At 73.2% G+C, this 24,398-nt stretch carries 27 protein-coding genes; 10 read left to right on the top strand and 17 right to left on the bottom strand.

Going from position 1 to position 24,398, the window contains the following annotated elements; all coding sequences use genetic code 11:
• The first annotated feature begins 80 nt into the window (after positions 1 to 80).
• The 5 genes from ACFVZH_RS24325 to ACFVZH_RS24305 all read left to right on the top strand — a co-directional run bounded on the left by ACFVZH_RS24325 (position 81) and on the right by ACFVZH_RS24305 (position 6,095).
• Entirely contained in the window at positions 81 to 1,505 is a 1,425-nt protein-coding gene (locus ACFVZH_RS24325; RefSeq protein ID WP_384900207.1) for a CitMHS family transporter, read from the top strand.
• Between the two features lie 218 nt (positions 1,506 to 1,723).
• The gene (locus tag ACFVZH_RS24320; RefSeq protein WP_384900205.1) at positions 1,724 to 2,464 is read left to right on the top strand and encodes a hypothetical protein; all 741 of its coding nucleotides are present in this window, start codon (positions 1,724 to 1,726) and stop codon (positions 2,462 to 2,464) included.
• Positions 2,451 to 3,248, top strand: a complete 798-nt coding sequence (locus tag ACFVZH_RS24315) for a class F sortase (RefSeq protein WP_384900204.1) — start codon at positions 2,451 to 2,453, stop codon at positions 3,246 to 3,248. Before ACFVZH_RS24320 ends, ACFVZH_RS24315 begins: the two co-directional genes overlap by 14 nt.
• Positions 3,249 to 3,586: 338 nt before the next feature.
• Positions 3,587 to 4,987, top strand: coding sequence for an aldehyde dehydrogenase family protein (locus ACFVZH_RS24310; protein ID WP_384900202.1), 1,401 nt, complete (start codon positions 3,587 to 3,589; stop codon positions 4,985 to 4,987).
• A 19-nt stretch (positions 4,988 to 5,006) separates the two neighbouring features.
• On the top strand, positions 5,007 to 6,095 hold the full coding sequence (locus ACFVZH_RS24305; RefSeq protein ID WP_384900200.1) for a Zn-dependent alcohol dehydrogenase: 1,089 nt from the start codon (positions 5,007 to 5,009) through the stop codon (positions 6,093 to 6,095).
• Between the two features lie 47 nt (positions 6,096 to 6,142).
• Here ACFVZH_RS24305 and ACFVZH_RS24300 read toward each other — a convergent pair whose 3' ends face one another.
• The 10 genes from ACFVZH_RS24300 to ACFVZH_RS24255 all read right to left on the bottom strand — a co-directional run bounded on the left by ACFVZH_RS24300 (position 6,143) and on the right by ACFVZH_RS24255 (position 15,070).
• The gene (locus tag ACFVZH_RS24300; protein WP_384900198.1) at positions 6,143 to 7,066 is read right to left on the bottom strand and encodes a PDR/VanB family oxidoreductase; all 924 of its coding nucleotides are present in this window, start codon (positions 7,064 to 7,066) and stop codon (positions 6,143 to 6,145) included.
• 55 nt (positions 7,067 to 7,121) lie between these two features.
• Positions 7,122 to 8,567 (bottom strand): purine-cytosine permease family protein, encoded by a 1,446-nt coding sequence (locus ACFVZH_RS24295; RefSeq protein ID WP_384900196.1) that lies wholly within the window; start codon positions 8,565 to 8,567, stop codon positions 7,122 to 7,124.
• A complete protein-coding gene (locus ACFVZH_RS24290) occupies positions 8,564 to 8,878 on the bottom strand; it encodes a Rieske (2Fe-2S) protein (protein WP_384900194.1) in 315 nt (104 codons plus the stop codon). Before ACFVZH_RS24290 ends, ACFVZH_RS24295 begins: the two co-directional genes overlap by 4 nt.
• A complete protein-coding gene (locus ACFVZH_RS24285) occupies positions 8,875 to 9,744 on the bottom strand; it encodes an iron-containing redox enzyme family protein (protein ID WP_384900192.1) in 870 nt (289 codons plus the stop codon). The genes ACFVZH_RS24290 and ACFVZH_RS24285 overlap by 4 nt, the downstream gene beginning before the upstream one ends.
• Positions 9,741 to 10,547, bottom strand: coding sequence for a dihydrodipicolinate synthase family protein (locus ACFVZH_RS24280; protein ID WP_384900191.1), 807 nt, complete (start codon positions 10,545 to 10,547; stop codon positions 9,741 to 9,743). The genes ACFVZH_RS24285 and ACFVZH_RS24280 overlap by 4 nt, the downstream gene beginning before the upstream one ends.
• Before the next feature lie 80 nt (positions 10,548 to 10,627).
• Positions 10,628 to 11,161 (bottom strand): DUF6190 family protein, encoded by a 534-nt coding sequence (locus ACFVZH_RS24275; protein ID WP_384900189.1) that lies wholly within the window; start codon positions 11,159 to 11,161, stop codon positions 10,628 to 10,630.
• Positions 11,151 to 12,329, bottom strand: a complete 1,179-nt coding sequence (locus ACFVZH_RS24270; RefSeq protein WP_384900187.1) for an aminotransferase class I/II-fold pyridoxal phosphate-dependent enzyme — start codon at positions 12,327 to 12,329, stop codon at positions 11,151 to 11,153. Before ACFVZH_RS24270 ends, ACFVZH_RS24275 begins: the two co-directional genes overlap by 11 nt.
• 244 nt (positions 12,330 to 12,573) lie before the next feature.
• Positions 12,574 to 13,275: a DsbA family protein gene (locus tag ACFVZH_RS24265; protein WP_384900184.1), complete on the bottom strand. Its 702-nt coding sequence runs from the start codon at positions 13,273 to 13,275 to the stop codon at positions 12,574 to 12,576.
• A 32-nt stretch (positions 13,276 to 13,307) separates the two neighbouring features.
• On the bottom strand, positions 13,308 to 14,108 hold the full coding sequence (locus ACFVZH_RS24260; protein WP_384900182.1) for an MBL fold metallo-hydrolase: 801 nt from the start codon (positions 14,106 to 14,108) through the stop codon (positions 13,308 to 13,310).
• 23 nt (positions 14,109 to 14,131) lie between these two features.
• Entirely contained in the window at positions 14,132 to 15,070 is a 939-nt protein-coding gene (locus tag ACFVZH_RS24255) for a DMT family transporter (RefSeq protein WP_384900180.1), read from the bottom strand.
• Between the two features lie 123 nt (positions 15,071 to 15,193).
• On the opposite strand from ACFVZH_RS24255, the gene ACFVZH_RS24250 reads away from it, so the two are divergent.
• Complete coding sequence (locus ACFVZH_RS24250; protein WP_384900178.1) at positions 15,194 to 15,862, top strand: TetR/AcrR family transcriptional regulator; 669 nt, start codon at positions 15,194 to 15,196, stop codon at positions 15,860 to 15,862.
• Here the strand turns inward: ACFVZH_RS24250 and ACFVZH_RS24245 are convergent.
• From ACFVZH_RS24245 to ACFVZH_RS24230, 4 genes are all read right to left on the bottom strand, one after another.
• A complete protein-coding gene (locus tag ACFVZH_RS24245) occupies positions 15,812 to 16,663 on the bottom strand; it encodes a TetR family transcriptional regulator (protein WP_384900176.1) in 852 nt (283 codons plus the stop codon). The genes ACFVZH_RS24250 and ACFVZH_RS24245 overlap by 51 nt on opposite strands.
• Positions 16,664 to 16,877: 214 nt before the next feature.
• Positions 16,878 to 17,792 (bottom strand): DMT family transporter, encoded by a 915-nt coding sequence (locus ACFVZH_RS24240; protein ID WP_384900174.1) that lies wholly within the window; start codon positions 17,790 to 17,792, stop codon positions 16,878 to 16,880.
• Between the two features lie 194 nt (positions 17,793 to 17,986).
• Entirely contained in the window at positions 17,987 to 18,682 is a 696-nt protein-coding gene (locus tag ACFVZH_RS24235; protein ID WP_384900172.1) for an ArsR/SmtB family transcription factor, read from the bottom strand.
• Positions 18,683 to 18,783: 101 nt separating this feature from the next.
• Positions 18,784 to 19,446, bottom strand: coding sequence for a TetR/AcrR family transcriptional regulator (locus ACFVZH_RS24230; protein WP_384900169.1), 663 nt, complete (start codon positions 19,444 to 19,446; stop codon positions 18,784 to 18,786).
• 69 nt (positions 19,447 to 19,515) lie between these two features.
• Here ACFVZH_RS24230 and ACFVZH_RS24225 point away from each other — a divergent pair, with 69 nt between their 5' ends.
• The 3 genes from ACFVZH_RS24225 (at position 19,516) to ACFVZH_RS24215 (ending at position 21,771) form a co-directional block, all read left to right on the top strand.
• Positions 19,516 to 20,673 carry an acyl-CoA dehydrogenase family protein gene (locus ACFVZH_RS24225; RefSeq protein ID WP_384900167.1) on the top strand — a complete coding sequence of 386 codons (1,158 nt, stop codon included), beginning with the start codon at positions 19,516 to 19,518 and terminating at the stop codon, positions 20,671 to 20,673.
• Positions 20,674 to 20,796: 123 nt separating this feature from the next.
• Entirely contained in the window at positions 20,797 to 21,084 is a 288-nt protein-coding gene (locus ACFVZH_RS24220; RefSeq protein ID WP_366303920.1) for a YiaA/YiaB family inner membrane protein, read from the top strand.
• A gap of 60 nt (positions 21,085 to 21,144) precedes the next feature.
• Positions 21,145 to 21,771: a TetR/AcrR family transcriptional regulator gene (locus ACFVZH_RS24215; RefSeq protein WP_384900165.1), complete on the top strand. Its 627-nt coding sequence runs from the start codon at positions 21,145 to 21,147 to the stop codon at positions 21,769 to 21,771.
• Here the strand turns inward: ACFVZH_RS24215 and ACFVZH_RS24210 are convergent.
• On the bottom strand, positions 21,762 to 22,223 hold the full coding sequence (locus ACFVZH_RS24210; RefSeq protein ID WP_384900163.1) for a MaoC family dehydratase: 462 nt from the start codon (positions 22,221 to 22,223) through the stop codon (positions 21,762 to 21,764). The two genes, ACFVZH_RS24215 and ACFVZH_RS24210, sit on opposite strands and share 10 nt — an antisense overlap.
• Before the next feature lie 104 nt (positions 22,224 to 22,327).
• Here ACFVZH_RS24210 and soxR point away from each other — a divergent pair, with 104 nt between their 5' ends.
• Complete coding sequence (gene soxR, locus ACFVZH_RS24205) at positions 22,328 to 22,807, top strand: redox-sensitive transcriptional activator SoxR (RefSeq protein WP_384900161.1); 480 nt, start codon at positions 22,328 to 22,330, stop codon at positions 22,805 to 22,807.
• A gap of 63 nt (positions 22,808 to 22,870) precedes the next feature.
• Here soxR and ACFVZH_RS24200 read toward each other — a convergent pair whose 3' ends face one another.
• Complete coding sequence (locus ACFVZH_RS24200) at positions 22,871 to 23,650, bottom strand: 3-keto-5-aminohexanoate cleavage protein (RefSeq protein ID WP_384900349.1); 780 nt, start codon at positions 23,648 to 23,650, stop codon at positions 22,871 to 22,873.
• A gap of 17 nt (positions 23,651 to 23,667) precedes the next feature.
• On the bottom strand, positions 23,668 to 24,282 hold the full coding sequence (locus ACFVZH_RS24195) for a hypothetical protein (protein WP_384900159.1): 615 nt from the start codon (positions 24,280 to 24,282) through the stop codon (positions 23,668 to 23,670).
• Positions 24,283 to 24,398: the final 116 nt, after the last annotated feature.

The following is a 24,398-nucleotide window of genomic DNA, read 5'->3' as shown; positions in this document are numbered from 1 at the left end:
GTTAACGGCAGAAGAGGGCACCTACCGTCATCCGGACCGCCGCTCGGCGGCAGTTCAAGGGTGAACGTGAGGTGTCCTCCATGCTGACCGTCCTCGGTTTCGCCATGATCGCGACCTTCCTGGTGCTGATCATGATGAAAAAGATGTCGCCGATCGCGGCGCTCGTGCTGATCCCCGCGCTCTTCTGCGTCGCGGTCGGGCAGGGGGCCCAGCTCGGCGACTACGTCATCGAAGGCGTCGGCAAGCTGGCGCCGACCGCCGCGATGCTGATGTTCGCGATCGTCTACTTCGGCGTGATGATCGACGTCGGCCTCTTCGACCCGATCGTCCGGGGCATCCTGCGCTTCTGCAAGGCCGACCCGATGCGCGTCGTCGTGGGGACCGCGCTGCTCGCCGCGATCGTCTCCCTGGACGGCGACGGCTCCACCACCTTCATGATCACCGTCTCGGCGATGTATCCGCTCTACAAGCGGCTCGGTATGAGCCTGGTCGTCATGACCGGTGTCGCCGCCACCGCCAACGGCGTCATGAACACCCTGCCCTGGGGCGGCCCCACGGCCCGCGCCGCGACCGCGCTGAAGCTCGACGCCGCCGACATCTTCGTGCCGATGATCCCCGCGCTGGGCATGGGGCTGCTCTTCGTCTTCGCCCTCGCGTACGTCCTCGGGCGCCGCGAGCGGAAGCGGATCGGGTACCTCACCCTCGACGAGGCCCTGGTGACCGAGACCGAGACCGTCCTTGTCGGGGCGGGCGGCCCGGGCGTCGGCGGCACCGCGACCGGCTCCGGCACCGACTCCGGCAAGGTCACGCTGGACAAGTCCACGGGCTCCGGCGCCGGAGATGGCGCCGCCGCGGCCGAGGGTTTCCAGGGGCTCGACCCGAACCGTGCGACGCTCCGCCCCCGGCTCTACTGGTTCAACGCCGGTCTGACCGTCGTGCTCCTCGCCGCGATGATCATGGAGCTGCTGCCGATCCCGGTCCTGTTCCTCCTCGGCGCCGCACTCGCGCTCACCGTCAACTACCCGAACATGGCCGAGCAGAAGGCGCGTGTCGCCGCGCACGCCGACAACGTCCTCAACGTCTCCGGCATGGTCTTCGCCGCCGCGGTGTTCACCGGTGTCCTCACCGGTACGGGCATGGTCAAGCACATGGCCGACTGGCTCGTCGGCGCCATCCCCGAGGGCATGGGCCCGCACATGGGCCTGGTCACCGGCGTGCTGAGCATCCCGCTCACCTACTTCATGTCGAACGACGGCTTCTACTTCGGCGTCGTGCCGGTCCTCGCCGAGGCGGGCGCCGCCCACGGGGTGTCGCCCCTGGAGATCGCCCGGGCGTCGTTGGTCGGCCAGGCGCTGCACATGTCGAGCCCGCTGGTGCCCGCGGTGTACGTGCTCGTCGGCATGGCGAAGGTGGAGTTCGGCGACCACACCCGGTTCACCGTGAAGTGGGCCGCGCTGACCTCGCTGGTCGTCCTGGCGGCGGGAATCCTCTTCGGGATCATCTGACGCCGAGCCGAGCCGAGCCGAGCCGAGCCGAGCCGAGCCAAGCCAGGCCAAGCCGGGCCGGGCCGGGCCAAGTCGGGCCAGGTCAGGGCGGGGTCTGCGCCGGACGGGCGACTTCGGAGGGTGGCGTGCGCATGTCGCCACCCTCCGCAGTCATGTGGTGACAGATAGTCGGATTATCGGTAAATCCGTCCGACGAACTCCTTCCGGAGGAACCCCGCATGACCGCTCGTACCGCCCGGCCCCTCGCCGCCACCGCCGCCGCCGCACTCGCTCTCGGCAGCCTCGTCCTCGCGGGGGCGCCGTCCGCGTACGCCGCCCCCGGCGACAACGGCGACGTCAAGATCCACAAGCTCGGCACGCCCTTCGACGACCAGCGCAACGAGCCGAAGGTCTGCAGGTTCTACCTGGCGGCCTTCAACTTCGACACGCTCCAGGAAGTGGACTGGGAGATCGCGCCGCAGCCACCCAAGGCCGACGATCCGAACCTCAGCGGTCACATCGCCCTGGCGACCGGCACGGGCCACACCGGTCCCCTGTCGCTGCCCAGCGGTCAGTACAAGCTCGTCTGGACCTTCGAGGGCCAGACCGGGGCCGGCAAGCAGAAGGTGTTCCAGGTCGAGTGCCCCGGTGACGTCATCACCAACCCCAGCAGCCCGCCGAACGGCGGCCCCAGTGGCGGTCCGGGCGGGCCCAGCGGCGGTCCGGGCGGCCCCAACGGCGGTCCCGGCGGATCGAACGGCGGTCCGGGCGGATCGAACGGCGGCTCCGGTGGTTACGGCCACGGCCACGGCAAGCCCCCGCACGGCCCGGTCGGCGCGGGTGGCGGCGGCAGCGCGGAGATCGCCGCCGAGGGCTCCTCCGCCTTCGGCGTCGGGGCGGCCGTCGCGGCCGGCCTCGCCGGTACGGCCGGACTGGTCCTGATCCGCCGCTCGCGCCGCCGCGACAATGGCGCCGCGTAGGTCCCGCATCTCGCGCAGGCGGCGCCGGATCCTCCGGCTCACCAGGACCGTGGCGGTGACCACGGTCCTGGTGACCGGGGGTGTCTGGTGGGCCGGTGACGACGAACCGGCCGACCCGCCGCTCGCCGCCGGCCCGGCCGCCCCCGGCGGGACCGGGCAGGCGGCCGGGGCCGCGCACGCGGCGGCCGGAGCGCCCGCCGCCCTGGACCACAAGGCGAAGCCCGGGGTCCGGCCGAAGGGGACACCCGCGCCCCGGAAGGCGACACCCGCGCCCCGGCCGAAGGCGACGCCCCGGCCGGCGCCCCCGCCCGCGCCGCTGCCCCGCTCACGCCCCACCGCCCTGGCCGTCCCGGCGATCACCATCGAGGCCCCGGTGACCGACCTCGACGTCGACGCCACCGGGCGGCTCGCGACCCCGCCCGTCGACAACCCCCATGTCGTCGGCTGGTACGCCAAGGGCGTCACCCCCGGTGAACGCGGCACGGCCGTCGTCGTCGGCCACCGTGACACCCGGACCGGGCCCGCCGTCTTCCTCAACCTCGACTCGCTCAGCGCCGGGAACACCGTCCGGGTCGCCCGCGCCGACGGCAGGGTCGCCGTCTTCACGGTCGACCGTGTGCGCACGTACGCCAAGGCGGAGTTCCCCGACAAGGAGGTGTACGGCGCCACCGGGCGGCCCGAACTCAGGCTGCTCACCTGCGGTGGGGTCTTCGACCGCAGTACGGGCTACGAGGCGAACATCGTCGTCTTCGCCCATCTCACCGACCTCGCCCAGAAGATCTGACCCCCGGGTCCGCGCACCCGGCCCCCCAAGCCACGCCCCGACCGACGGACCCAGCCGCTCCGTCGGTCGGGGCGTGTCCCTGTGCCCGGGCCGCCGCGCGGTCGGCGGGCCGGCCTCCTTGCCGGGCCCGGCAAGGAGGCATCCGCCAGTTCCGGGGGCGTAGGGCTGTCGGGACCGGCGTGGACAGCGGGTGCTCGGGGGCGGCACGATCGGTCGGCGGCGGGGCGTCGCCGGGTGAGACCGGGGGCACTCCGGCGGACCCTGGCGCCAGAAAACTAACAGCGCTAGTTTGGGTCGGTGCCGCCGCACCGGTCGGCCGGGTGACGAGAGGGAAGCGCATGAAGGCCCACGACGCGCACGACGCGATGTACATCGGCGGGGAGTGGCGCCCCGCCTCCTCCGCGGACACGATCCCGGTGATCAACCCGGCCGACGAGCAGATCATCGGCCACGTCCCGGCGGGCACCGCGGAGGACGTCGACGCCGCCGTACGCGCCGCCCGCGCCGCGCTCCCCGGCTGGGCCGCCACCGCGCCCGCCGAGCGCGGAGCACGTATCGCCGCCCTGCGCGACGCGCTCGCCGCCCGCGCGGAGGAGATAGCCGCCACCGTCACCGCCGAACTCGGCGCCCCGCCGCAGTTCGCCGCCGCCGTGCACGCGGGCCTGCCGATCGCCGTCGCCGGCTCGTACGCCGAACTCGCCGCCACCCACCCCTTCGAGGAGAAGGTCGGCAACTCCACCGTCTACGCCGAGCCGGTCGGCGTGGTCGCCGCGATCACACCGTGGAACTACCCGCTCCACCAGATCGTCGCCAAGGTCGCCCCCGCCCTCGCCGCCGGCTGCACCACCGTCCTCAAGCCCGCCGAGGACACCCCGCTCACCGCCCAGCTCTTCGCCGAGGCCGTCCACGAGGCCGGCCTGCCCGCCGGCGTCTTCAACCTGGTCACCGGCCTCGGTCCGGTCGCCGGACAGGCGCTCGCCGAACACCCGGACGTCGACCTCGTCTCCTTCACCGGCTCCACCGCCGTCGGCCGCCGCATCGGCGCCCTCGCGGGCGGCGCCGTCAAGCGGGTCGCCCTCGAACTCGGCGGCAAGTCCGCCAACGTCATCCTCCCGAGCGCCGACCTCCCCAAGGCCGTCGCCGTCGGCGTCGCCAACGTCATGTCCAACTCCGGCCAGACGTGCAGCGCCTGGACCCGGATGCTGATCCCCGCCGACCGGTACGAGGAGGCCGTGGCGCTCGCCGCCGAGGCCGTCGCCAAGTACGTCCCCGGCGAGCGCGTCGGCCCCCTGGTCAACGCGAAGCAGCGGGACCGCGTCCGCGGCTACATCGAGCAGGGCGTCGCCGAGGGCGCCCGCCTGGTCGCCGGCGGCCCCGACGCCCCGCGCGAGACCGGCTACTACGTCGCGCCGACCGTCTTCGCCGACGTCACCCCGGAGATGACCATCGCCCAGGAGGAGATCTTCGGACCCGTCGTCTCGCTCCTCCGGTACGAGGACGAGGACGAGGCCCTCGCCATCGCCAACGGCACCGTCTACGGACTCGCCGGCGCCGTCTGGGGCGAGCAGGCCGAGGCCGTCGCCTTCGCCCGCCGCATGGAGACCGGCCAGGTCGACATCAACGGCGGCCGCTTCAACCCGCTGGCCCCCTTCGGCGGGTACAAGCAGTCCGGTGTGGGCCGGGAACTCGGCGCGCACGGCCTCGCCGAGTACCTCCAGACCAAGTCCCTCCAGTTCTGAGCCCCGAGGAGCAGTCCCCGTGAGCACGATCCGCGCCGCCGTCCTGCCCGCCGTCGGCTCCCCCCTGGAGATCACCGACATCGAACTCCCCGAGCCCGGTCCCGGCCAGGTCCGGGTCCGGCTCGCCGCCGCCGGGGTCTGCCACTCCGACCTGTCGCTCTCCCACGGCACCATGCGCGTGCCGGTCCCGGCCGTCCTCGGCCACGAGGGCGCCGGCACGGTCGTCTCCGTCGGCGACGGGGTCGCCCACGTGGCTCCCGGCGACGCCGTCGTCCTCAACTGGGCGCCGTCCTGCGGCAGCTGCCACCCCTGCTCGCTGGGCGAGGTGTGGCTCTGCGCCGACGCGCTGACCGGGGCGGGGAACGTGCACGCCCACACCGCGGACGGCACCGCCCTCCACCCCGGCCTCAACGTCGCCGCCTTCGCCGAGGAGACGGTCGTCGCCGCCAACTGCGTGCTGCCCGTCCCCGACGGCGTGCCGCTCGCCGACGCGGCCCTGCTCGGCTGCGCCGTCCTCACCGGCTGGGGCGCGGTCCACCACTCCGCCCGGGTCCGGGCGGGCGAGACCGTCGCCGTGTTCGGCGTCGGCGGGGTCGGCCTCGCCACCCTCCAGGCCGCCCGGATCGCGGGCGCCTCGACGATCGTCGCGGTCGACGTCTCCCCGGAGAAGGAGGGACTGGCCCGGGCGGCCGGGGCGACCGAGTACGTCGTCGCCTCGGACACCACGGCGAAGGACATCCGGAAGCTCACGGGGGGCAACGGCGTCGACGTGGCCGTCGAGTGCGTCGGCCGCGCCGTCACCATCCGTACCGCGTGGGATTCCACCCGCCGCGGCGGCCGCACCACGGTCGTCGGCATCGGCGGCAGGGACCAGCAGGTCACCTTCAACGCCCTGGAGCTGTTCCACTGGGGCCGCACCCTGGCCGGTTGCGTCTACGGCAACTCGAACCCGGCCGAGGACCTGCCGGTCCTCGCCGAGCACATCAGGGCCGGCCGGCTGGACCTCGGCGCCCTCGTCACCGAGCGGATCACCCTGGACGGCATCCCGGGCGCCTTCGACAACATGCTCGCGGGCAAGGGCGGCCGGGCCCTGGTGATCTTCCCCTGACACGGTGACGGACCCGCGCCACCCCCAGGGCGGTGCGGGTCCGCCGGTCACAGGTCCAGCGTGAGGCGCGCGCCGCGCGAGCGGCCCACGCAGATCATCATGGTCGCCCCCGAGGCCCTCTCGTCCGCGCCGAGGACGGAGTCGTGGTGCTCGGGCGTCCCGGCGAGCACCTTCGTCTCGCAGGTGCCGCACCAGCCCTCCTCGCAGGAGTACGCGACCCCGGGCAGCACCTCGCGCACGGCGTCGAGCAGGCTCCGGCCCGGCTCCACCCGCAGGGTCCGCCCGCTGCGGCGCAGTTCGACCTCGAAGCCGCCCCCGCCGGACGGCGCGGGTTCCGGGCCGGCCGCACCGAACCGCTCCGTGTGGAGCGGACCCGGCCACCGGTCCTCCACCGCCCGCAGAAGCCCTTCCGGGCCGCAGCAGTACACGGCCGTCCCGGCGGGGAGCCCGGCGAGGGCGGCGTCCAGGTCGGGCGGCCCCGCCGTGTCCCGGGGGACGAGCGTGACCCCGGGGAGTGCGGACAGCTCCTCGCGGTACGCCATCGACGCCAGGCTCCGCCCGCCGTACAGCAGGGACCACGAACCCGGCGGAAGGGAGCGGATCATCGGCAGCAGCGGGGTGATGCCGATGCCGCCCGCGACGAACAGATACCGCTCGGCGGGCACCAGCGGGAACCGCTGGAACGGCCCCCGGACGCCGAGGAGGGTGCCCTCCCCGACGGCCGTGTGGACCTCCTCCGAACCGCCCCGGCCCGCCGGCTCGCGCAGCACCCCGAGCCGGTAGACGCTCCGGTCGGCCGGGTCGCCGCAGAGCGAGTAGTGCCGGACCGTCCCGGACGGGAGCGTCACCTGCAGGTGCGCGCCGGGCTCCCACGGCGCCAGTTCGGCCCCCTCGGGATCGGCGAGGAGCAGCCCGCGGACGCCCTCCGCCTCCTCGACGACCGACCGGACGGTGAGTCGGAACAGGGACATGAGGGGGTCACCTCGGCAATCTCGGGTCGGTGGGCGGGAGCGTCCGCGAGCGGGGTCAACGGCTCTCGGGGAGCGGCGGCGGCTCCGGCCAGATCCGGCACAGCACCCCGTACAGCGCCGCCGCGACCGCGAACGACGCCGGCAGGCTCAGGTCGATCCCGCCCGTCAGGCCGGTCAACGGGCCGGTGTACAGCGGGTTGTTGACCCACAGCACGCCGACGGCCGCGCCGGTCGCGAAGGCCGCGGCGGCCCGCGGGTTGATGCCGCCCGCGTACCAGTACCGTCCGCCCCCGCCGCCGGTGAAGGTACGCAGCGCCTCCGCGTCGTACCGGCCCCGGTGGAGCACGTACCCGACGGAGAGGACGGCCGCCCACGGGGCGACGACGGTCAGCAGCAGCGTCACGAACGCCGACATCGCGTCCATGGCGTCGTACACCACCGCCCCGAGGTACAGCACGGCCGCCGCGAGCAGCGCGACCACCGCGGTGACGGAGGCCCGCGAGGAGCGCCAGAAGACCGAGTTGGCGGAGAGCCCGGCCGCGTACAGGCAGAGGCCGGCCTGCGGCAGGGTGCCCGCGAAGCCGAAGACCACGACCGCGACGGCGAACCAGCCGGGCACCGCGTCCGTCAGGCCCTGGAGCCAGGGATCGTCGGGGACCGGGAAGAGCGTCGTCACGTACGCGCCGGTGAGCAGCGCGGCGAGACTGCTGAGGAACATCGCGGTGCCGCTGGCCCGCACCACCCGCCCGGTGGGGGTGGAGGCGGGCATGAAGCGCGTGTAGTCGCCCTGGAAGGTGGCGTACGAGAGGGGAACGGTCGCGGACGCGGTCGCCGCGAGCAGCCAGGTGTGCGGACCGCTGCCGAGCACCGGCGTCCCGCCGGCGTATCCCGCGTCGAACCGGGGGGCGAGCACGAGCACGGTGCCGAGCAGCACCGCCCCGCCGGTGACGGCGGTGATCCGGTACGTGCGGACCAGCGTCTCGTGACCGCGCACGGCGACCAGCGCGACCGCCGCCGCCGTCACGGCCATCGCGGCCGTCAGCGCGCCCGGCCCCGTCGGCGTGGACAGCAGCCGGTGGCCGGCCACCATGACCGCGGTGCCACCGGTCCACACGGCGATCGCGAAGAAGCCGAGCGCCGTGACCACCGTGAGGGCGTTGCCGACGACCCTGCCCCGTACGCCGAAGTGCGCTCCGCTCGCCACGGGGTCGTTGGTCCCGGTGCGGACGCCGAACCGGGCCAGCGGCGCGAGCAGCACCGTGCCGACGGCGACGCCCACCGCGATCGCGCTCGCCGAGGCCCACCAGCCCAGACCGAAGACCACGGGCAGCGCGCCGAGGACGACCGTGCCGAACGAGAACTGCGCGGACGGCCAGATCCAGCCGAACGCGGCCGGTGTCGAGGTCCGTTCGGCCGCCGGCACCGGCGCGACGCCGTCGTGGCCGGCCGCCGCACGGGGCGGCGTCACGGTGGACGCCGCCCCGGTCGGTGTGGTGGTCACGGGGCGCCCCCGGCCCGGTCCTGTACGCCGGGGTCGCCGGGCAGCACGTCGACCACCCGGAGGGCGGCGCAGGCCGCCCCCGAGGTCCGCTCGCCGCTCGTCAGGTCGAAGGTCGTGTGGTGCAGGGGGCAGGTGATGCGCAGCCTGTCCCCGTCGACCCTGCCGTACTTGAGCCGGCCCCCGCGGTGCGGGCAGAGGGCGGCCGCGAGGACCTTGCGGCCGCCGACCTCGACCAGGACCAGGTCCTCGGTCACCTGGCGGACGACGGGCTCACCGCCCTCGCGGCGCCGCCCGGCGGGCACGGCCGTCATGCGACGGCCCCCCGCGCCCGGGCGATCGCCGTCTCGGTCGCCTCGCCGACGATGTCGGAGGCCAGCCGCACGCCCGCCCAGATCTTCGCCAGGTCGGGCTCCTCCAGGGCGCGGATCGCCGTCCGCATGTGGTTGCTGTGGTAGGCGTCGATGTAGAGGTGCTCGGTGTAGTAGGCGTCGTGGACGATTCCGAGGCGCCGCGCCGCCCGGGCGAAACTCTGGAAGGCGTAGAGCACGCTCGTCTCGAAGTAGGCGTACGCGCCCAGGAAGTACTGGGGCGAGGGTGCCCGGCTCGCCAGCCAGTGGAACATGTTGACGTAGGCGAAGCACTCCGGCGACGTGTCGTCGAGGTAGTCGTCGAGCCGGAGGCTCAGACCGAGCTCGGTGAGCAGGTCCCGGTACAGCTGGGAGTGCGCCTTCTCCTCGTTGCCGCAGCCCAGTTCGTCGATGAGGACCCGGAAGACCGCCATCGCCGAGCGGTACGGCAGCCGGGGGACCACCGGGAGCAGCGACTCCGACTCGGTGAGGCCGTCGAGGGCGAACTGCCGCACCACGACCTTGAACTGTTCGAGCGTCGCGTGCTCGGCGAGGAAGGTCGCGCTCTCGGGGAGTGCGGCCTCCTCCTCGGCGAGGAACTCCTTCAGGGCCTGGAGCAGTTCGCCGGCCGAGCCGAAGCGCGGGGCGGAGGTCTCGTAGGCGCGCGCCTTCGGCAGGATCCAGCGCTCCTCGATCGCCGTCATCGAGCCGTAGTCGCCGAGGTTGGGGACCCGGCGGTAGAGGTCGTGCAGCTCGCGCTGGGCGGTCGCGGCCGGGGCCGCGACGGAGTGCGCGGCCACCGGGACGGGCGAGGCGGGGGTGGTGCTCATGCCGCCTTCGCCTCCTCGTGGGTGGTGGGGGAGCTGATCACGCCGCGCCGGTGCAGCTCCCTCTTCACCCACCGGTACCAGTCGTCGCGGAAGACTCCGTACCGCTCGCAGACAGTGTTGATCTCCGTCTGCCGGTCGGGGGTCGGGTCGACCAGCATGGCGTTGCACAGCCCGGGTTCGAGGTTGGCCAGCGGGCCGATGAAGCCCTGGATGCCGCGGGCGTCGACGAGGAGGTTCTCCCAGCCCTCGAAGACGGGGATGCCGGTGCCGGCCTCCGCCATCTCGCGGGTGAAGGCGGCGTCGCCGCTCGACTCCTTGATGCCGACGATCCCGGGGATCTCCTTGCAGATCCGGACGAGGGTGTCGAACGCGATGCGATTGCCGGACAGCGCCTCCTCGTTGTAGAGGAAGACCGGTATGTCGAGGGCCGCGCGGATCGACCGGTAGTGGGCGACGATCGCGTCCTGCGTCACGTCCGCGCCGAACGGCGTGGTCACGACGACCGCGTCGGCGCCGAGTGCGGCGGCCGTGCGGGCCCGGTCGATCACCGCGTCGGTGTCGGGGAGCTGGATGCCGGCGAGCACGGGCAGGCCGTCCGCGTGCTCGACGGTGTACGCCACGACGTCGTGCCACTGCCGGGCGTCCAGCGCCCAGCCCTCGCCGGAGGTCAGGGCCGGCATGAGGCCGGAGACCTCGGCGCGGACGTGGTCGACGAGGCGGGCGACGCTCCGCTCGTCGACGGTGCCGTGCTCGTCGAGCGGGGTGATCAGCGGGACGATGGTCCCGGAGTAGGTGCCAGGCATGAGTGGGGTGCCCTTCGGAAATGGGTCCAGAGGTGGTTCGGAGCGGGTACCGAGGTCGTGCACGGAGGTACCGGGGCCGTTCAGAGGTTCTCGGAGGCGACCTTCAGGACCAGCGACCGCTGGTACAGCTCCTCCAGGTACGCGGGGAACGAGGGCTCCTCGACCGCGCTGCGAGCGCCCTCCCGCACGATCGGTTCGACGGGAAGTCCGGGCGTACGGAGCAACCGGGGGCTCGCGGTGCGGAGCAGGCCCCCCTTGCCGATGACCTGCGCGAGGACGAGCCGTTCATGGGTGGGCAGTCCGTCGAGCCCGGGTGCGGTGAGGGCCCGGCGGACGTCCTCCCCGTCGTAGCCGACCCGGTCGATCGCCAGGTCGGTGTGGAGGACGTCCATGAAGGGGTAGTACTCGTCCTGCACTCCCCGCTCGTAGCCCCACACGAGGTCGTCGCAGCGGCCGACCTGCTCCCAGCTCATGAAGATCCGGCCGGTGTCCCCGGCGGCCAGCCGGTCCGCGAAGAAGGACTTGGCGGCGATCCGGACGGCGTCGTCCTTGCTGTGCATGCCCATGAAGAGGGTGGCGTCGATGAACACCGCGGGGGTGGGGTCAGGCCGCATAGCGCTCGAGCACCTTCCGCATCCGCTCCATCGCGCCGGCGAACAGCTCGGGCTCGCGGGCCAGGGCCAGGCGGAGGAAGCGCTCGCCCTTCTCCTTGGTGTTCCAGTAGAAGAACGTGCCCGGCAGGACGTAGACCTCCTCGTCGAACAGGACGGCCTGGAGCTGGGTGGCGGTCAGGTGCTCCGGCTTGATCCGGAACCAGGCGACGCTGGTGCCGACGACCGGCTCCTGGAACTCCAGGATGGTGCCGCCGAGCGCGGCGCGGGCCGCCTCGCCGTTGGTCGTGATGATGTCGCGCACGGAGGCGAAGCCGTCGGTGATGGAGTCCTCGACGTACTGGGTCACCATGTTGAGGACGAACGGCGAGACGTTGAGCAGGACGCTGGTGTGGAGGTTGTACACCTCCTCCTGGATGTCCCGGCTGGCCGTGATCATGGCGCACTTGGCGTCCTGGATCGGCCAGGTCTTGCCGGTGTCCTCCATGACCATGTACGTGACGCCGGACTCCTCCAGGAGCCGGTAGATGTCGACCCGGCCGACGCCCTCGTCGCAGAGCGCGAAGGAGGCGAAGCAGAAGTCCATCACCAGGACCTTGCCGTGGTCCACGCAGTAGCGGACGACCTCGCGGAAGCCCTCCAGCTTCTCCGCGAGCAGGGTGAACCCGGTGGGGTTGTTGGGGTCGACGAGGTAGATCGCGTCCGCGTCGACCTGCTCGACCAGCCGGTCGTAGATCGCGTCCCGGTCGTGCAGCGCGGACTCGGCGAGCGGCGAGATCGGCACCTGCATGTTGCGGAGCAGGTCCACGAGGTTGTCGAAGCAGGGCTCGACCAGCTGCACGGACTTGCCGCGCTGCTTGAGGAACATGCCGGCGACCATGGTGGAGACGCTGGCGGAGTACGAGAGGAGCGTGCGGTCCATCGCCCGGGCGGTGGGCTGCTGGTGCAGCCGGAAGAACGCGTCGAGGAACTGCCGCTCGAAGTGGGCCTGCTGCTTCGACTCGGACTCGTGCCAGAGCTCGGGCAGCCGCGAGACGATCTGCTCCTGGGAAGCGGACTGGCGCTGGTGGGTGTGCGCGTCGGCGAGGTTGAACCGGGTCTTCAGAGCTTCGATCTCGTGCTGGGTGAGGTCGACGAAGGTGCTGACGTCTGCCTTGTCGGTCAACGACATGAGAACTCCCGCTGTCGATACGAATGCCGATGCGAATGCTGCTTGGAATCTGCGTCCGGAATTCCGGCCGGCGGGAACGACTGTATGAGGTGCGACCGGGCTTGCGAATAACGGCCGGGTCACGCAATTAATAATCACCGCGATGTTCTGCGGACGAAAAAAAGGAACGACGGCCAGGCATTCCGTGAATTGGAATGCCTGGCCGTCGTTCCCTGTCGTGGCCGCCTCCGGCGGCTTTCTCCGGCTATTCGGTGGCGGCCCGCAGCAGAATGTCCTCGAACACCTTCGGGTCGTCCGAGGCGATCACGGGCCAGCCGATGCCGTACGCGCCCTCCCAGCCCACGTCGATGCCCGGGTTGGCGTGGTCGGAGCCGTCGGGCAGGAAGAGGTGCGGACTGCAGTTCACGCGGTCGGTCGCGGACAGGGCGGCCTGGTCGGCGAGGGTGCGGCGGGCCCGGCCGTCGTCCAGCGCCTCGGTGAGCGCCGCCACGTCGACCACGCCGGTGTCGGCCGCCACGTCCAGGATCACCTTGCGGTGGCTGATGCAGCGCGACTCGGCCCAGAACGCCCGGCGCAGCCCGAGGTCGAGCTGCTCCGAGGCGTTGAGGCTCTGCTCCTTCGCCGCGAGGACGGCCTCCAGGGCGGGCAGCGTCGTCGAGGGGTAGAGCCAGTCCTTGGCCTGCCACAGCTGCCAGCCGGCGGCCGGCTCCAGGCTGCCCATCCGGGCGACCTCGCTGTCCGTGCCGGGGCGCGGGCTGGGGGCGTCGTTCAACAGTTCCAGCGGGAAGGCCCGCAGGTCGAAGGAGACCTGCTCCTCCAGGCCCAGCCGGGCCCGGGTGGTGTGCAGCCGGTGGACGGCGATGTGCGCGAAGGAACACCAGATGTCGGAGAAGACGGTGACGACTCCGCGCGGCGGGGTCAGGTCGGCGGTGGTCGGGTCGGGCATGGTTCTCCTCGTTCGGGTCGCGGGCGGGGGTGTCAGCCGGCGGGGGACTCGTGGGCGTCCAGGGCCGCCTCGAGGTCGAGCTCGGCGTCGGGCAGCCAGGCGGGCAGGGAGGGGATGCGGGCCATCGCGTCGAAGAGCCGCGGTACGGCGGCCTCGCGGACGGTCGGCCCGTGGGCGCTCAGCAGTCGTGCGGGGCGCAGCGCGGCCAGTTCGCGCACGGGCCGGACGAACTTCGCCTCGTCGACCAGCGCGGTCCACGGGGCTATCGCCCGGTTCAGTACGTCGAATCCGCGGAAGAACTCCTCCTCGGAAAGGTCGGCGAATTCCTGGGTGATCTCTTCGACGACGGTGCCGAAGCTGTCGGAGCTGTAGAGCGTTCCATCGGAATGGTCGAACACGGCGAGGGTGCCGGGTGAATCGAAGGTGGGCGGCCGGTGAAAACTCAGCTCACGGTCGCCGATTTTCACCCGGCTTCCCGGGTTCGCTGTTACTACCCGGTCCCCGGGAATGTCGAACTCTTCTGATATTCGCGTCAGTGATATCGCGTTCGCGAGCACCTTCGCGTGCGGGGCGTCGGCCAGGATCCGGGCCAGGGCGCCGGTGTGGTCGCGGTCGTCGTGCGTGACGACCACCCAGCGCAGATCGGCCGGGTCGATCAGGGACCAGAGGGAGTCGAGGAACCCCTCCCGGTCGACGGGCATGCCGGTGTCCACGAGGACCGGCTGTCCGGACCGCAGGAGGAAGGCGTTCACCGGCTGGTCGCCGAGGCCCGGTATGGGCAGCGCGGAGGGCAGGACGTGGATGTCCGGCCCGGCCGTGTAGGAGGGTTTCATGCCGCACCTCTCGTGACGGGTCTTCAGACGAGCTGGATGGTCAGGGAGCCGGCGATCAGCAGGGCGAGACCCAGGGCGCGCGGCTTCGTCAGGGAGCGCTGGGGGAGCTTGAAGAGGCCCTTGTGGTCGATCAGTGCCGAGGTGAGCTGCTGTCCGGTCACGGTGAGCGCGATCGTCACGGCCGCGCCGATCGAGGGGATGAGCAGGAAGGTGCCGGTGACGTAGGCGGCGGCGCACGCGCCTCCCAGCCAGCCCCACCAGGGCATCTTCTTCAGCGGGGCGATCTTGGGCTTCGGGGTGCGCCGGGTCGCGTACAGCACGAGCAGGACGACGGCGATGGTGAAGGTCGCGACGGCGAAGCTGATCACGGCGACGGTGATGGGCTCCTTCAGCTGCGCGCGCAGCTGGGCGTTGACCGCGCCCTGCACGGGCAGGACGCCGCCGGCGACGACGCCGAGGGCGAGCCAGCCCGCGCGGCCGGCGCTCGACATCCTGGGGGCGCCGGGCGGGGCGGCCGCCTTCATGCCCCGGATGATCACGACGATGCCGGCGAGCACGGCCAGGGCGCCGATGACGATCCCGGCGTTCAGGTCCTTCTGCTCCAGCCCGAGGAGACCGAACACGTCGAGCGCGAGCGAGGCGAACATCTGGCCGGTCACGAACAGTCCGACGGCGGCGAGGGCGCCCAGCCGGGGGAACAGCAGGATGCCGCTGGTGATGTAGAGCGGACTGGCCAGTCCGCCGAGCAGCTGCCAGGGCTCCACGTCGGGCAGCTTGCCGAGCGCGCCGAGCGCGCCGGCGGCCACGGCCAGGACGACGAGCAGGCCGGTCGCGACGCCGAGCTGGATGGTCGAAGCGCCGTACGGGGTGCCGACGGCCGAGTTGAGCTGGAGGTTCACCGAGGCCTGGACGGCCAGGAGGCAGCCGACCAGCAGGGCCGCGGCGAGAAGCGCGGTGTGCATCTGGATCTCCCTGGGGCGGGGATGGCGAGCGGATAAGTGGACACTGAGTCCGTTTAGCATGCCACGCGGGATGGCAAACGGACAAGGTGTCCACTTAGCCCCGAGGGAAGTAAGGTCTGATCCATGAGCGACGACGAGCAGCGCGGACGTGGAGCCTCCTCCGTGCACCGGGTCGGCGGGCTCCTCGGAGATCTACAGGCCGTCGACGAACAGCCGGTCGCCCCGCGGAGGCGGGCCGACGCGGAACGCAACCGTGCCCAGATCCTGGCCGCGGCCGAGCGGCTCTTCGCCGAGCAGGACCCCCGGACGGTCACCATGGACCGGATCGCCAAGGCCGCCGGCGTGGGCCGCGCCACGCTCTACCGGAGCTTCCCCGACCCGCCCTCGGTCGCCGTGGCGCTGCTCGACGAACACGAGCGCCGGCTCCAGGGGCAGCTCATCTACGGCCCGCCGCCGCTCGGCCCCGGCGCGCCCGCGGGGGAGCGGCTCGCGGCCTTCTATCTGGCGATGCTCGACCTGCTGGAGCGTCATCTCCCGCTGGCGCTGGGGGCCGAGACCGGCCCCGCGCGCTTCCGCACGGGCGCCTACGGCTTCTGGCGCGTGCACGTCCGCACCCTGCTGGTCGCCCACGGGGTCCGCGACCCGGACCCGCTGATCGACATCGCGCTCAGCCCGCTGTCGCCCGAGCTCTTCCAGTTCCAGCGGCACGAGCTCGGTCTGTCGGCCGAGCGCATCGGCCGGTCACTGACGGCCTTCGCCCGCCGACTCCTTGAGGCCGGCGACGGGGACTGACGGCCCGGCGGCCGGGCCGCGGGCGGCCGGACCGGACGCCCTGCCCGGCTCCTCGCGCCCGACCGCGCCCTCGCGCGGCCGCCCGGCCGGGTGCACGAGGCCCGGCAGGATCAACTCCCAGATCCGCCCGAGCCGTTCCTCGGCCGGCCCCCACAGCGCACCGCTCTCCGCCGGGCGGCGCTCCGCGGCGGCCTCCGTCGGTCGGCGGGGCGGGATGCTCTCCGGGGCGTCGCCGTCGGCGGCGCCGCGCTCCGGCGGCCAGGGCGCGTCGGTGGGGGCGGCGTTGGGGCAGCGCATCTCCAGCTCGACGCCGGTGATCACGTAGCCGATGAGCGCCGCGACGGCGGTCGCGTCCACGCCGGGGCGCAAGGCGTTCTCCGCTGCGGCGTAGCGTGCGAGGCGCGCCACCTCGCGCCGCCACGGGCAGTCCAGCACGGGGCCGGTCGACTGGAGCTCGCGGGCCAGGCGTTCGCCGGCCCGGGCCAGGTGGTCGGTCTCGAACAGCCGGATCAGCGCGTGCGTGGTGATCACCAGCTTGTCGATCGCGGTGCCGCCCACGCCCTCCGTGGACAGGCAGGCCGACTCGACCGTGATCCGGGTGACCGCACGGGCCCGGCCGCGCACCTCGCTCGCGAGGTCCGCCTTCGTCGCGAAGTGGAAGACGAGGGCGCCGGTGGTCACCCGGGCCTCGCCGGCGATTCTGGCGAGCGACGCGCGCTCGTAGCCGAGTCTGTCGAAGACCCGGGCCGCAGACGAGAGGATCTCCTGTCTCGTCCGCTCCGCCCGCTGCTGAATCGCCATGAGCTCCCCCGTCGGATTGCCGGAAGGTGCCGGCCCGTCACGTTGCGGCCCGCGCCTGTGACCGACTCGAAACTATCCGGCCGGGCGGCGACGAAACGCCCCTTCTCGCCCGTCCGGCCGAAACTGGGGCTTGACGGGCATCTCCCCTCCAGGTCGCGGCCGCCTGCGGGCCGCGGGCCGCCTGTGAAGTGACCGGAACCCTGGGTATGGCCTGTCAGGTGGATTCGGCCGTTCCGGCCGCGGCGGAGGTCCGCAGCCGGGAGCGGGACACCGCCACACCGGCCAGGCACAGCGCCCCTCCGGCGAGCGTGAGGAGCCCCGGCAGTTCGCCGAGGAGGACCCAGGCGAGCAGCACCACGAGAGCGGGCACCGCGTACGTCGTCGCGCCCATCCGGCCTGCGGTCGTACGGGCCAGGGCGTACGCCCAGGTCGTGAAGGCGAGCGCGGTCGGGAACACCCCGAGGTAGAGCATGTTCAGGGTCGCCGACAGCGGGGCCCGGCCCGCCTCCTCGACCAGCTGCCCGGCGAACGGCAGGCAGGCGACCGTGCCCACCAGGCACCCGAACGTCGTCACCTGGAGCGCGCTGCCGTGCGCCAGCGCCGGCTTCTGCGCCACGACCCCGCCCGCGTACGCCACCGCCGCCAGCAGGCAGAGCAGGACCCCGAGCACCGAGGCGTGCCCGCCGGAGGACCCCGCCGACATCGAGAGGCCCACGGCCACCGCACCCGCGAAGGACACCGCCATGCCGGCGAGCAGCCGGGGCGGCAGCGACTCCTTGAGGAACCGCGCGCCGAGGAGCGCGATCAGGATCGGTCCGATGTTCACCACCATCGCCGCGGTGCCCGCGTCGACCTCCTGCTCGCCCCAGTTGAGCACCACCATGTACACCCCGAACCAGAGCAGCCCCGAGACCGCGATGCCCGGCCAGGCCGCCCGGGGCGGAAGTCCCTCCCGCCGCGCCAGCAGGACCGCGCCGAGGACCAGGGAGCCGGCGAGCAGCCGGCCGAGCGCGAGCGCGCCGGGGGAGTAGGCCGCCCCGGCGCTGCGGATCGAGACGAAGGCGGAGGCCCACAGGACGACGGTCACGCCGGCGGCGCCGAGCGCGAGGCGCGAGGATTGCTTCTGCATGGGTCGACCGTAGGCCGTGAACCGTTCGGCGTTCACCGCAATATCGCGGGGGCGGGAGCGGGGCCGTACGGCGCACTGCGGAGCGGGAGCGAGGGCCGGGACGCGGGCTGGGACGGGCCGGGGACGCGGGCGGTTCGCGGGCCGGGGCGCGGGCTGTTCGCGGCGGCGGCCGGCCCCGAACCACCCGGCCCGGCTCACCGCAGCGCCGTCGGCGCGATGCCCAGGGACGCGTACAGGGCGGACTCGCCCTCCTCGGTCACCTTCACGGCCCGCTCGGACCCGATCCGGACGCACCAGCCGGCGTCGAGTGCGTGCCGGCACAGGGCGGCGCCCGCGATCCCCGCGAGGTGGGGCCGCCGTTCGGTCCAGTCGAGGCAGCCGCGCGCCACCGGCCGCCGCCCCTTGCGCACGAGGGCGATGCCCCGCTCGTCGAACCAGGCCAGACCCCAGTCCGTGAGCGCGAACCCGGTGTCCTGGCGCAGCAGTCCGCGCTCGGTCAGCGCCTCCGTGATCGCGATGCCGAGCCGTCCGGCGAGATGGTCGTAGCAGGTCCGGCCGCGGGCCATCGCCGCTCCGGCGCCGGCCTCCCGCAGCGAGCGGGGCGGCGCGGGCGCCGCGGGCTCGGACCGGGCGGCCAGGTCCTCGACGAGGTGCGCGATCCCGGGATCGGCGAGCCGTACGTACCGGTGCCTGCCCTGCCGTTCCTCGGCGAGGACCCCGCCCGCGACCAGCTTCCCGAGGTGCTCGCTGGCGGTGGACGGAGCCACCCCCGCGTGCCGGGCGAGCTCGCCCGCCGTCCAGGCCCGCCCGTCGAGGAGGGCGAGCAGGAACGCGGCACGGCTCTCGTCCGCGAAGAGCGCCGCGAGCGCGGCGAGGTCTCTGGCTGCCATGCCCCCAGCCTGCCGGACGCACCGTTCGGCGGTGGCCGAAGTGTCCTGGGGCCTGTCGTCACCTTCCCGTCCGCCCCACGACGGGAATGGGGCGACAGGCCCTAGGAGGCCGACGTCCGGCGGGCCGCCGGGATGGCCTCGTACTGGAGCGCCAGCCCGTCGAGCAGGGCCCGCAGGCCGGTCTCGAAGGCGCCCTCGTCGACCTTCTGGCGGTGTTCGGCGAGGAGGTGGGCCCGGCCGAGGTGGGGGTAGTCGGCGGGGTCGTAGGCCGTCTCGTCGTCGACGAAGCCGCGGGCGAACGAGCCGAGGGCGGAGCCGGTGACGAAGTACCGCATCAGCGCGCCGATGGAGGTGGCCTGCGCCGGAGGCCAGCCCGCGCGGACCATCGCGCCGAAGACGGCGTCGGCGACGCGGAGGCCCGCGGGCCGGCGGCCGGGGCCCTGGGCCAGGACCGGGACGATGTGGGGGTGGTCGGCGAGGGCGGCGCGGTAGGAGACCGCCCAGTCGTGGAGCGCGGTCCGCCAGTCCCGTACGTCGTCCTCCGCGAACATCGACAGGTCGATCTTGGCGCTCACCGCGTCCGCCACCGCGTCGAGGATCTCGTCCTTCGTCCGGAAGTGGTTGTAGAGCGAGGGTCCGCTGACCCCGAGTTCGGCGGCCAGCCTGCGGGTCGACAGGGCGGCGAGGCCCTCCGCGTCGATCAGCGCTCCCGCCGTCTCGACGATCCGGTCTCGGCTGAGCAGGGGCTTGCGCGGTCGGGCCATGGCGCACATAGTAGGCGTGCGCTCAAAAACTAGCAGTGGTAATTAAAGGGATCGGCGAGGTGGTGCACGGTGGATCTGGCGCTGAGCGAGGAGCAGGAGGCCGTGCGGCGGCTCGCCGAGGACTTCGTCGCGCGGGAGGTCGCTCCGCACGTCGTCGCGTGGGACCGCGCCGAGGAGGTCGACCGGGCGATCGTGAAGAAGCTCGGCGCCGTCGGCTTCCTCGGACTCACGATCCCGGAGGAGTACGGCGGCTCCGGCGGCGACCACCTCGCGTACTGCCTCGTCACCGAGGAGCTGGGGCGCGGCGACTCCTCCGTGCGCGGCATCGTCTCCGTCTCCCTCGGCCTGGTCGCCAAGACGATCGCCTCCTGGGGCAGCGAGGAGCAGAAGCACGCGTGGCTGCCCCGGCTCGCCTCCGGCGAGGCACTCGGCTGCTTCGGCCTCACCGAGCCGGGCACCGGCTCCGACGCGGGGAACCTGGCCACCCGGGCGGTCCGGGACGGCGACTCCGGCGACTACGTGGTCAACGGCACCAAGATGTTCATCACCAACGGCACCTGGGCCGACGTCGTCCTGCTCTTCGCCCGGACGAACGACACCCCCGGCCACAGGGGCGTCTCCGCCTTCCTCGTCCCCACCGACACCCCCGGCCTCACCCGCCGGGCCGTCCACGGCAAGCTCGGCCTGCGGGGCCAGGCCACCGCCGAGCTGGTCCTGGAGGACGTCCGCGTCCCGGCCGCCGCCCTGCTCGGCCCCGAGGGCAAGGGCTTCACCGTCGCCATGTCCGCCCTGGCCAAGGGCCGGATGTCGGTCGCCGCGGGCTGTGTCGGCATCGCGCAGGCCGCGCTCGACGCCGCCGTGCGGTACGCCGGGGAGCGCGAGCAGTTCGGCAAGCCCATCGCCTCGTACCAGCTCGTGCAGGAACTGATCAGCGACATCGCCGTCGACGTGGACGCCGCCCGGCTCCTGACCTGGCGGGTCGCCGACCTGGTCGACCGGGGCCAGGACTTCGCCACGGCCGCCTCCAAGGCGAAGCTGTACGCCTCCGAGGCCGCCGTCCGCGCCGCCAACAACGCCCTCCAGGTCTTCGGCGGCTACGGCTACATCGACGAGTACCCGGTCGGCAAACTCCTCCGCGACGCCCGCGTCATGACCCTCTACGAAGGCACCAGCCAGATCCAGAAGCTCATCATCGGGCGGGCGCTGACGGGAGTCTCGGCCTTCTGACCCCCGGGGGCCCGGGATCGGGCCCGAGGGCCGTGGACCTCACTCCCGGGCCACCCGGCTGAGTACGGGGAATGAGTACGCGGGCGGATGCGGCACGGGGCGCATCCGCCCGATGCTCTTCCCATGAGCGACACACCGGTCAAGCAGCAGAACACCGCGGCCTACTACCTGCAGGCCGTCATCTCCTTCGGGATCGCGATCGCGGCCGTGGCCATCGGCGTCTACCAGCTCGACGCCAGCGCCTGGGTCCGTGCCTTCCTCGCCGTCTCGGTCCTCTACCTCACGACCTCGGCCTTCACGCTCGCCAAGGTCGTCCGCGACCGCCAGGAGGCCGGCCAGATCGTCAGCAGGGTCGACCAGGCCCGCCTGGAGAAGCTCCTCGCCGAGCACGACCCCTTCCAGAAGCTCTAAGCGCTTGCTCACCCTCGTTGTATGGTGTTCGTCCTGACGGGGTCCGAGAAGGAGTGTGGGATGAGCGTGACGGAGGAGAGGCCCGGGGGCGAGGACATGCCCTGGGGCGAGGTCACGCCCGAAGCGGCCCGGCGACTGCTGGTGGCCGCCGTGGAGGCGTTCGCCGAGCGCGGCTACCACGCCACCACCACCCGGGACATCGCCGGCCGCGCCGGGATGAGCCCGGCCGCGCTCTACATCCACTACAAGACCAAGGAAGAGCTGCTCCACCGGATCAGCCGCATAGGCCACGACAAGGCACTGGAGATCCTCCGGGCCGCGGCCGCCGGTGACGGCACGGCCGCCGAGCGCCTCGCCGACGCCGTGCGCTCCTTCGTCCGCTGGCACGCCGAGCGCCACACCACCGCACGGGTCGTCCAGTACGAGCTGGACGCCCTCGGCCCCGAGCACCGCGCCGAGATCGTGGAGCTCCGCCGCCGATCCGACGCGGCGGTGCGCGAGATCATCGACGAGGGCGTGGCGGCGGGCGAGTTCGACGTCCCCGACGTGCCCGGCACCACGGTCGCCGTGCTCTCCCTCTGCATCGACGTCTCGCGCTGGTTCAACGCGCAGGGACGCCGGACGCCCGACGAGGTCGGCGCGCTGTACGCCGACCTCGTCCTGAGGATGGTCGGCGCTCAGAAGTAGTAGCGGGAGACCGACTCGGCGACGCAGACCGGCTTGTCGGAGCCCTCGCGCTCGACGGTCACCACCGCCGTCACCTGCACGCCGCCGCCCGCCTCCTCGACCTTCGTCAGGACGGCGGTGGCCCGCAGCCGCGATCCGACCGGTACGGGGGCCGGGAAACGGACCTTCTCCGTGCCGTAGTTGATGCCCATCCTCATGCCCTGGACCGACAGCACCTGGGGCACGAACAGCGGCAGCAGCGACAGCGTCAGGTAGCCGTGCGCGATGGTCGTGCCGAACGGCCCGGTGGCGGCGCGTTCGGGGTCCACGTGGATCCACTGGTGGTCCCCGGTCGCCTCGGCGAAGAGGTCGATCCGCTTCTGGTCGACCTCCAGCCAGTCGCTGTGTCCCAGCTGCTCGCCGACCCCCGCGCGCAGCTCCTCGGCGGAGGTGAAGATCCTCGGCTCGGCCATGGTGTGTCCCTCTCTGGTACGGCATACCCAACGGTCGGTATCTAAGCGCTTGCTCAGCATGTGGGGTGAGGGGGCCACTGTCAACGGACAGTAGGGTTCGGCGGGTGCCGCAGATTCCCGAGAAGATCCACGAACTCACCGTCGGCCAGCTCGCCGCCCGCAGTGGGGCCGCCGTCTCCGCCCTGCACTTCTACGAGGCGAAGGGGCTCATCAGCAGCCGCCGCACCACCGGCAACCAGCGCCGCTACGGCCGCGACACCCTCCGCCGGGTCGCGTTCGTCCGGGCCGCGCAGCGGGTCGGCATCCCCCTCGCCACGATCCGCGAGGCGCTCGCCCAGCTCCCCGAGGAGCGCACGCCCACGAACGAGGACTGGGCCCGCCTCTCGGCGGCCTGGCGCACCGAACTCGACGCGCGCATCACCCAGCTCGGCCGGCTCCGCGACCACCTGACGGACTGCATCGGCTGCGGCTGCCTCTCCCTGGAGACCTGCGTCCTCTCCAACCCGGACGACGTCATCGGCGAACGCATGGCCGGCTCCCGCCTCCTCCCGGTCCGCCGCCCCGCCAAGGACGACGCGTCCTAGAGGACGACGCCTCCTTGAGGTCGACGCCCCCATGAGGTCGACCTTCCTTGAGGTCGACGCCTTCTATTGCACGACGCCCGGCCCCGCGACGGCCGCCGCCACCAGTTCGGCGTTCGAGCGGGCCCGGGTGCCGTCCGGCAGCAGCAGGGTGTCCTCCAGGCCGATCCGGCGGGCCAGCCCCAGCCGGCGGGCCAGCCGCAGCACCGGCCACGCGCCGCCGTCCACACCGTGGAGCAGCAGCGGTACGCCCGCCGGGCGGGCGATGTCGGAGAGCAGGGCCAGGGCCACGGCTTCGGCCGCCGCCACCGGGCCGGCCGGGGGACCGGCCCGCGCCGCGGGGGTGTGGGCCCTCGCCAGGACCCGTGCCACCCGGGGCGCCAGCGGTGAGCGGGCGAAGCGGGCCGGGCCGTCCGTACCGGACCACAGGGCGGCCTCGACCGCGATCCCGCGCGACAGGAGCGCCGACGCCACCTCCTCGGCGCCCGGCTCGTGCCAGTCGACGGAGACGAGACCGGGGAGGGCGGCCCAGGAGCGCACCCGCTCCACCCGGCGTTCCGTGTCGGGCTCGGCGGACATCGCCGTCGTGATCCGTACCGGCGCCCCCGCCGGTACGCCGGCCCCGGCGCCCGCCGCTCCGAGCGCCGCCCCGAGCGACGTCAGGACGGGCGCGAGCACGCGCGGCGACAGCGACGTACGACCGCACGGCGTGCGGGGGTGCACGCGTATCTCGCGGGCCCCCGCCGTCACCGCCGAGGCCGCGGACGCGGCAAGGGACTCCGGCGACATCGGCACCGCCGCCGTGTCCCCGGGCCCCCGTGATCCGTTGAGGCAGACCTGGAGCAGGGCGGGGGACGCCCGTCTCACGCCGCCGACGCCAGCGGGCGGCGGCGGTCCCCGCGGGCCCTGGCCAGCGCGCCCGAGGTGAGCACCGCGCGGGGAACGCCCACGCCGCAGTCCCCGCACACGGGCCCGAGCCACGGCTCGTACGCGTCACCCGGCCCGGCCCACTCGATGCGGGGCCCGGCGCACACCGGGCAGCCGTCGCCCGGGTCGCCCTCCAGGGCCGTGATCAGCCGCCGCAGCACCTCGGGCAGCGGGTCCGACGGGTGCACGGCGGGGTCGCCGCACCGGACGACCCCGTTGCCGCCCCAGACCCGCCGGTGCCAGTCGTCGAGGGCGCCGAGACCCCGGAGCCCCTCGTGCTTCTCGCGCCGCCGCCGGGCGGCGAACTCCTCCTCGTACGCGAGCCACACGGCCCGCGCCTCCTCCAGCTCGTCGAGGGCGGCCACCAGCCGCCCCGGGTCGAGCTCCCGGTCCTCGGGCCCGAATCTGTGCCGGCGGCACAGATGGTCCCAGGTCGCCCGGTGCCCGTACGGCGCGAACCGCTCCAGACACTTGCGCAGCGAGTACCTGCGCAGCGCCGTGTCGCACCCCGGATCGCGCACCTGTCTCGCGAGACTCCGGAAAGCGGCCATCTCTCGCCACCTCCGCCGCTGGTCCTTCCGCGATATCAGAGGGACGAACGAGCGGCCCGCGATGTTCCATCGATATCCGGATGGCAGCCATCAACGGGACGGCAGGGACCCCTGGT

Origin of the sequence: Streptomyces sp. NPDC059534, assembly GCF_042743475.1 — a bacterium.
Lineage (GTDB): Bacteria > Actinomycetota > Actinomycetes > Streptomycetales > Streptomycetaceae > Streptomyces.
Note: the sequence above shows the minus strand (reverse complement) of the source record. Positions and strands in the feature narration are given on the sequence as shown.

Excerpts from the sequence above, each read along its gene's own strand:
- ACFVZH_RS24290 (WP_384900194.1), bottom strand. The coding sequence starts at position 8,878 with ATGACGGCCGTGCCCGCCGGGCGGCGCCGCGAGGGCGGTGAGCCCGTC.
- ACFVZH_RS24270 (WP_384900187.1), bottom strand. The coding sequence starts at position 12,329 with ATGTCGTTGACCGACAAGGCAGACGTCAGCACCTTCGTCGACCTCACC.
- ACFVZH_RS24260 (WP_384900182.1), bottom strand. The coding sequence starts at position 14,108 with ATGAAACCCTCCTACACGGCCGGGCCGGACATCCACGTCCTGCCCTCC.
- ACFVZH_RS24275 (WP_384900189.1), bottom strand. The coding sequence starts at position 11,161 with ATGCGGCCTGACCCCACCCCCGCGGTGTTCATCGACGCCACCCTCTTC.
- ACFVZH_RS24245 (WP_384900176.1), bottom strand. The coding sequence starts at position 16,663 with ATGGCGATTCAGCAGCGGGCGGAGCGGACGAGACAGGAGATCCTCTCG.
- ACFVZH_RS24240 (WP_384900174.1), bottom strand. The coding sequence starts at position 17,792 with ATGCAGAAGCAATCCTCGCGCCTCGCGCTCGGCGCCGCCGGCGTGACC.
- ACFVZH_RS24325 (WP_384900207.1), top strand. The coding sequence starts at position 81 with ATGCTGACCGTCCTCGGTTTCGCCATGATCGCGACCTTCCTGGTGCTG.
- ACFVZH_RS24255 (WP_384900180.1), bottom strand. The coding sequence starts at position 15,070 with ATGCACACCGCGCTTCTCGCCGCGGCCCTGCTGGTCGGCTGCCTCCTG.
- ACFVZH_RS24320 (WP_384900205.1), top strand. The coding sequence starts at position 1,724 with ATGACCGCTCGTACCGCCCGGCCCCTCGCCGCCACCGCCGCCGCCGCA.
- ACFVZH_RS24235 (WP_384900172.1), bottom strand. The coding sequence starts at position 18,682 with ATGGCAGCCAGAGACCTCGCCGCGCTCGCGGCGCTCTTCGCGGACGAG.
- ACFVZH_RS24265 (WP_384900184.1), bottom strand. The coding sequence starts at position 13,275 with ATGCCCGACCCGACCACCGCCGACCTGACCCCGCCGCGCGGAGTCGTC.
- ACFVZH_RS24250 (WP_384900178.1), top strand. The coding sequence starts at position 15,194 with ATGAGCGACGACGAGCAGCGCGGACGTGGAGCCTCCTCCGTGCACCGG.
- ACFVZH_RS24285 (WP_384900192.1), bottom strand. The coding sequence starts at position 9,744 with ATGAGCACCACCCCCGCCTCGCCCGTCCCGGTGGCCGCGCACTCCGTC.
- ACFVZH_RS24195 (WP_384900159.1), bottom strand. The coding sequence starts at position 24,282 with ATGGCCGCTTTCCGGAGTCTCGCGAGACAGGTGCGCGATCCGGGGTGC.
- ACFVZH_RS24215 (WP_384900165.1), top strand. The coding sequence starts at position 21,145 with ATGAGCGTGACGGAGGAGAGGCCCGGGGGCGAGGACATGCCCTGGGGC.
- ACFVZH_RS24210 (WP_384900163.1), bottom strand. The coding sequence starts at position 22,223 with ATGGCCGAGCCGAGGATCTTCACCTCCGCCGAGGAGCTGCGCGCGGGG.
- ACFVZH_RS24280 (WP_384900191.1), bottom strand. The coding sequence starts at position 10,547 with ATGCCTGGCACCTACTCCGGGACCATCGTCCCGCTGATCACCCCGCTC.
- ACFVZH_RS24230 (WP_384900169.1), bottom strand. The coding sequence starts at position 19,446 with ATGGCCCGACCGCGCAAGCCCCTGCTCAGCCGAGACCGGATCGTCGAG.
- ACFVZH_RS24300 (WP_384900198.1), bottom strand. The coding sequence starts at position 7,066 with ATGTCCCTGTTCCGACTCACCGTCCGGTCGGTCGTCGAGGAGGCGGAG.
- ACFVZH_RS24315 (WP_384900204.1), top strand. The coding sequence starts at position 2,451 with ATGGCGCCGCGTAGGTCCCGCATCTCGCGCAGGCGGCGCCGGATCCTC.
- ACFVZH_RS24310 (WP_384900202.1), top strand. The coding sequence starts at position 3,587 with ATGAAGGCCCACGACGCGCACGACGCGATGTACATCGGCGGGGAGTGG.
- ACFVZH_RS24220 (WP_366303920.1), top strand. The coding sequence starts at position 20,797 with ATGAGCGACACACCGGTCAAGCAGCAGAACACCGCGGCCTACTACCTG.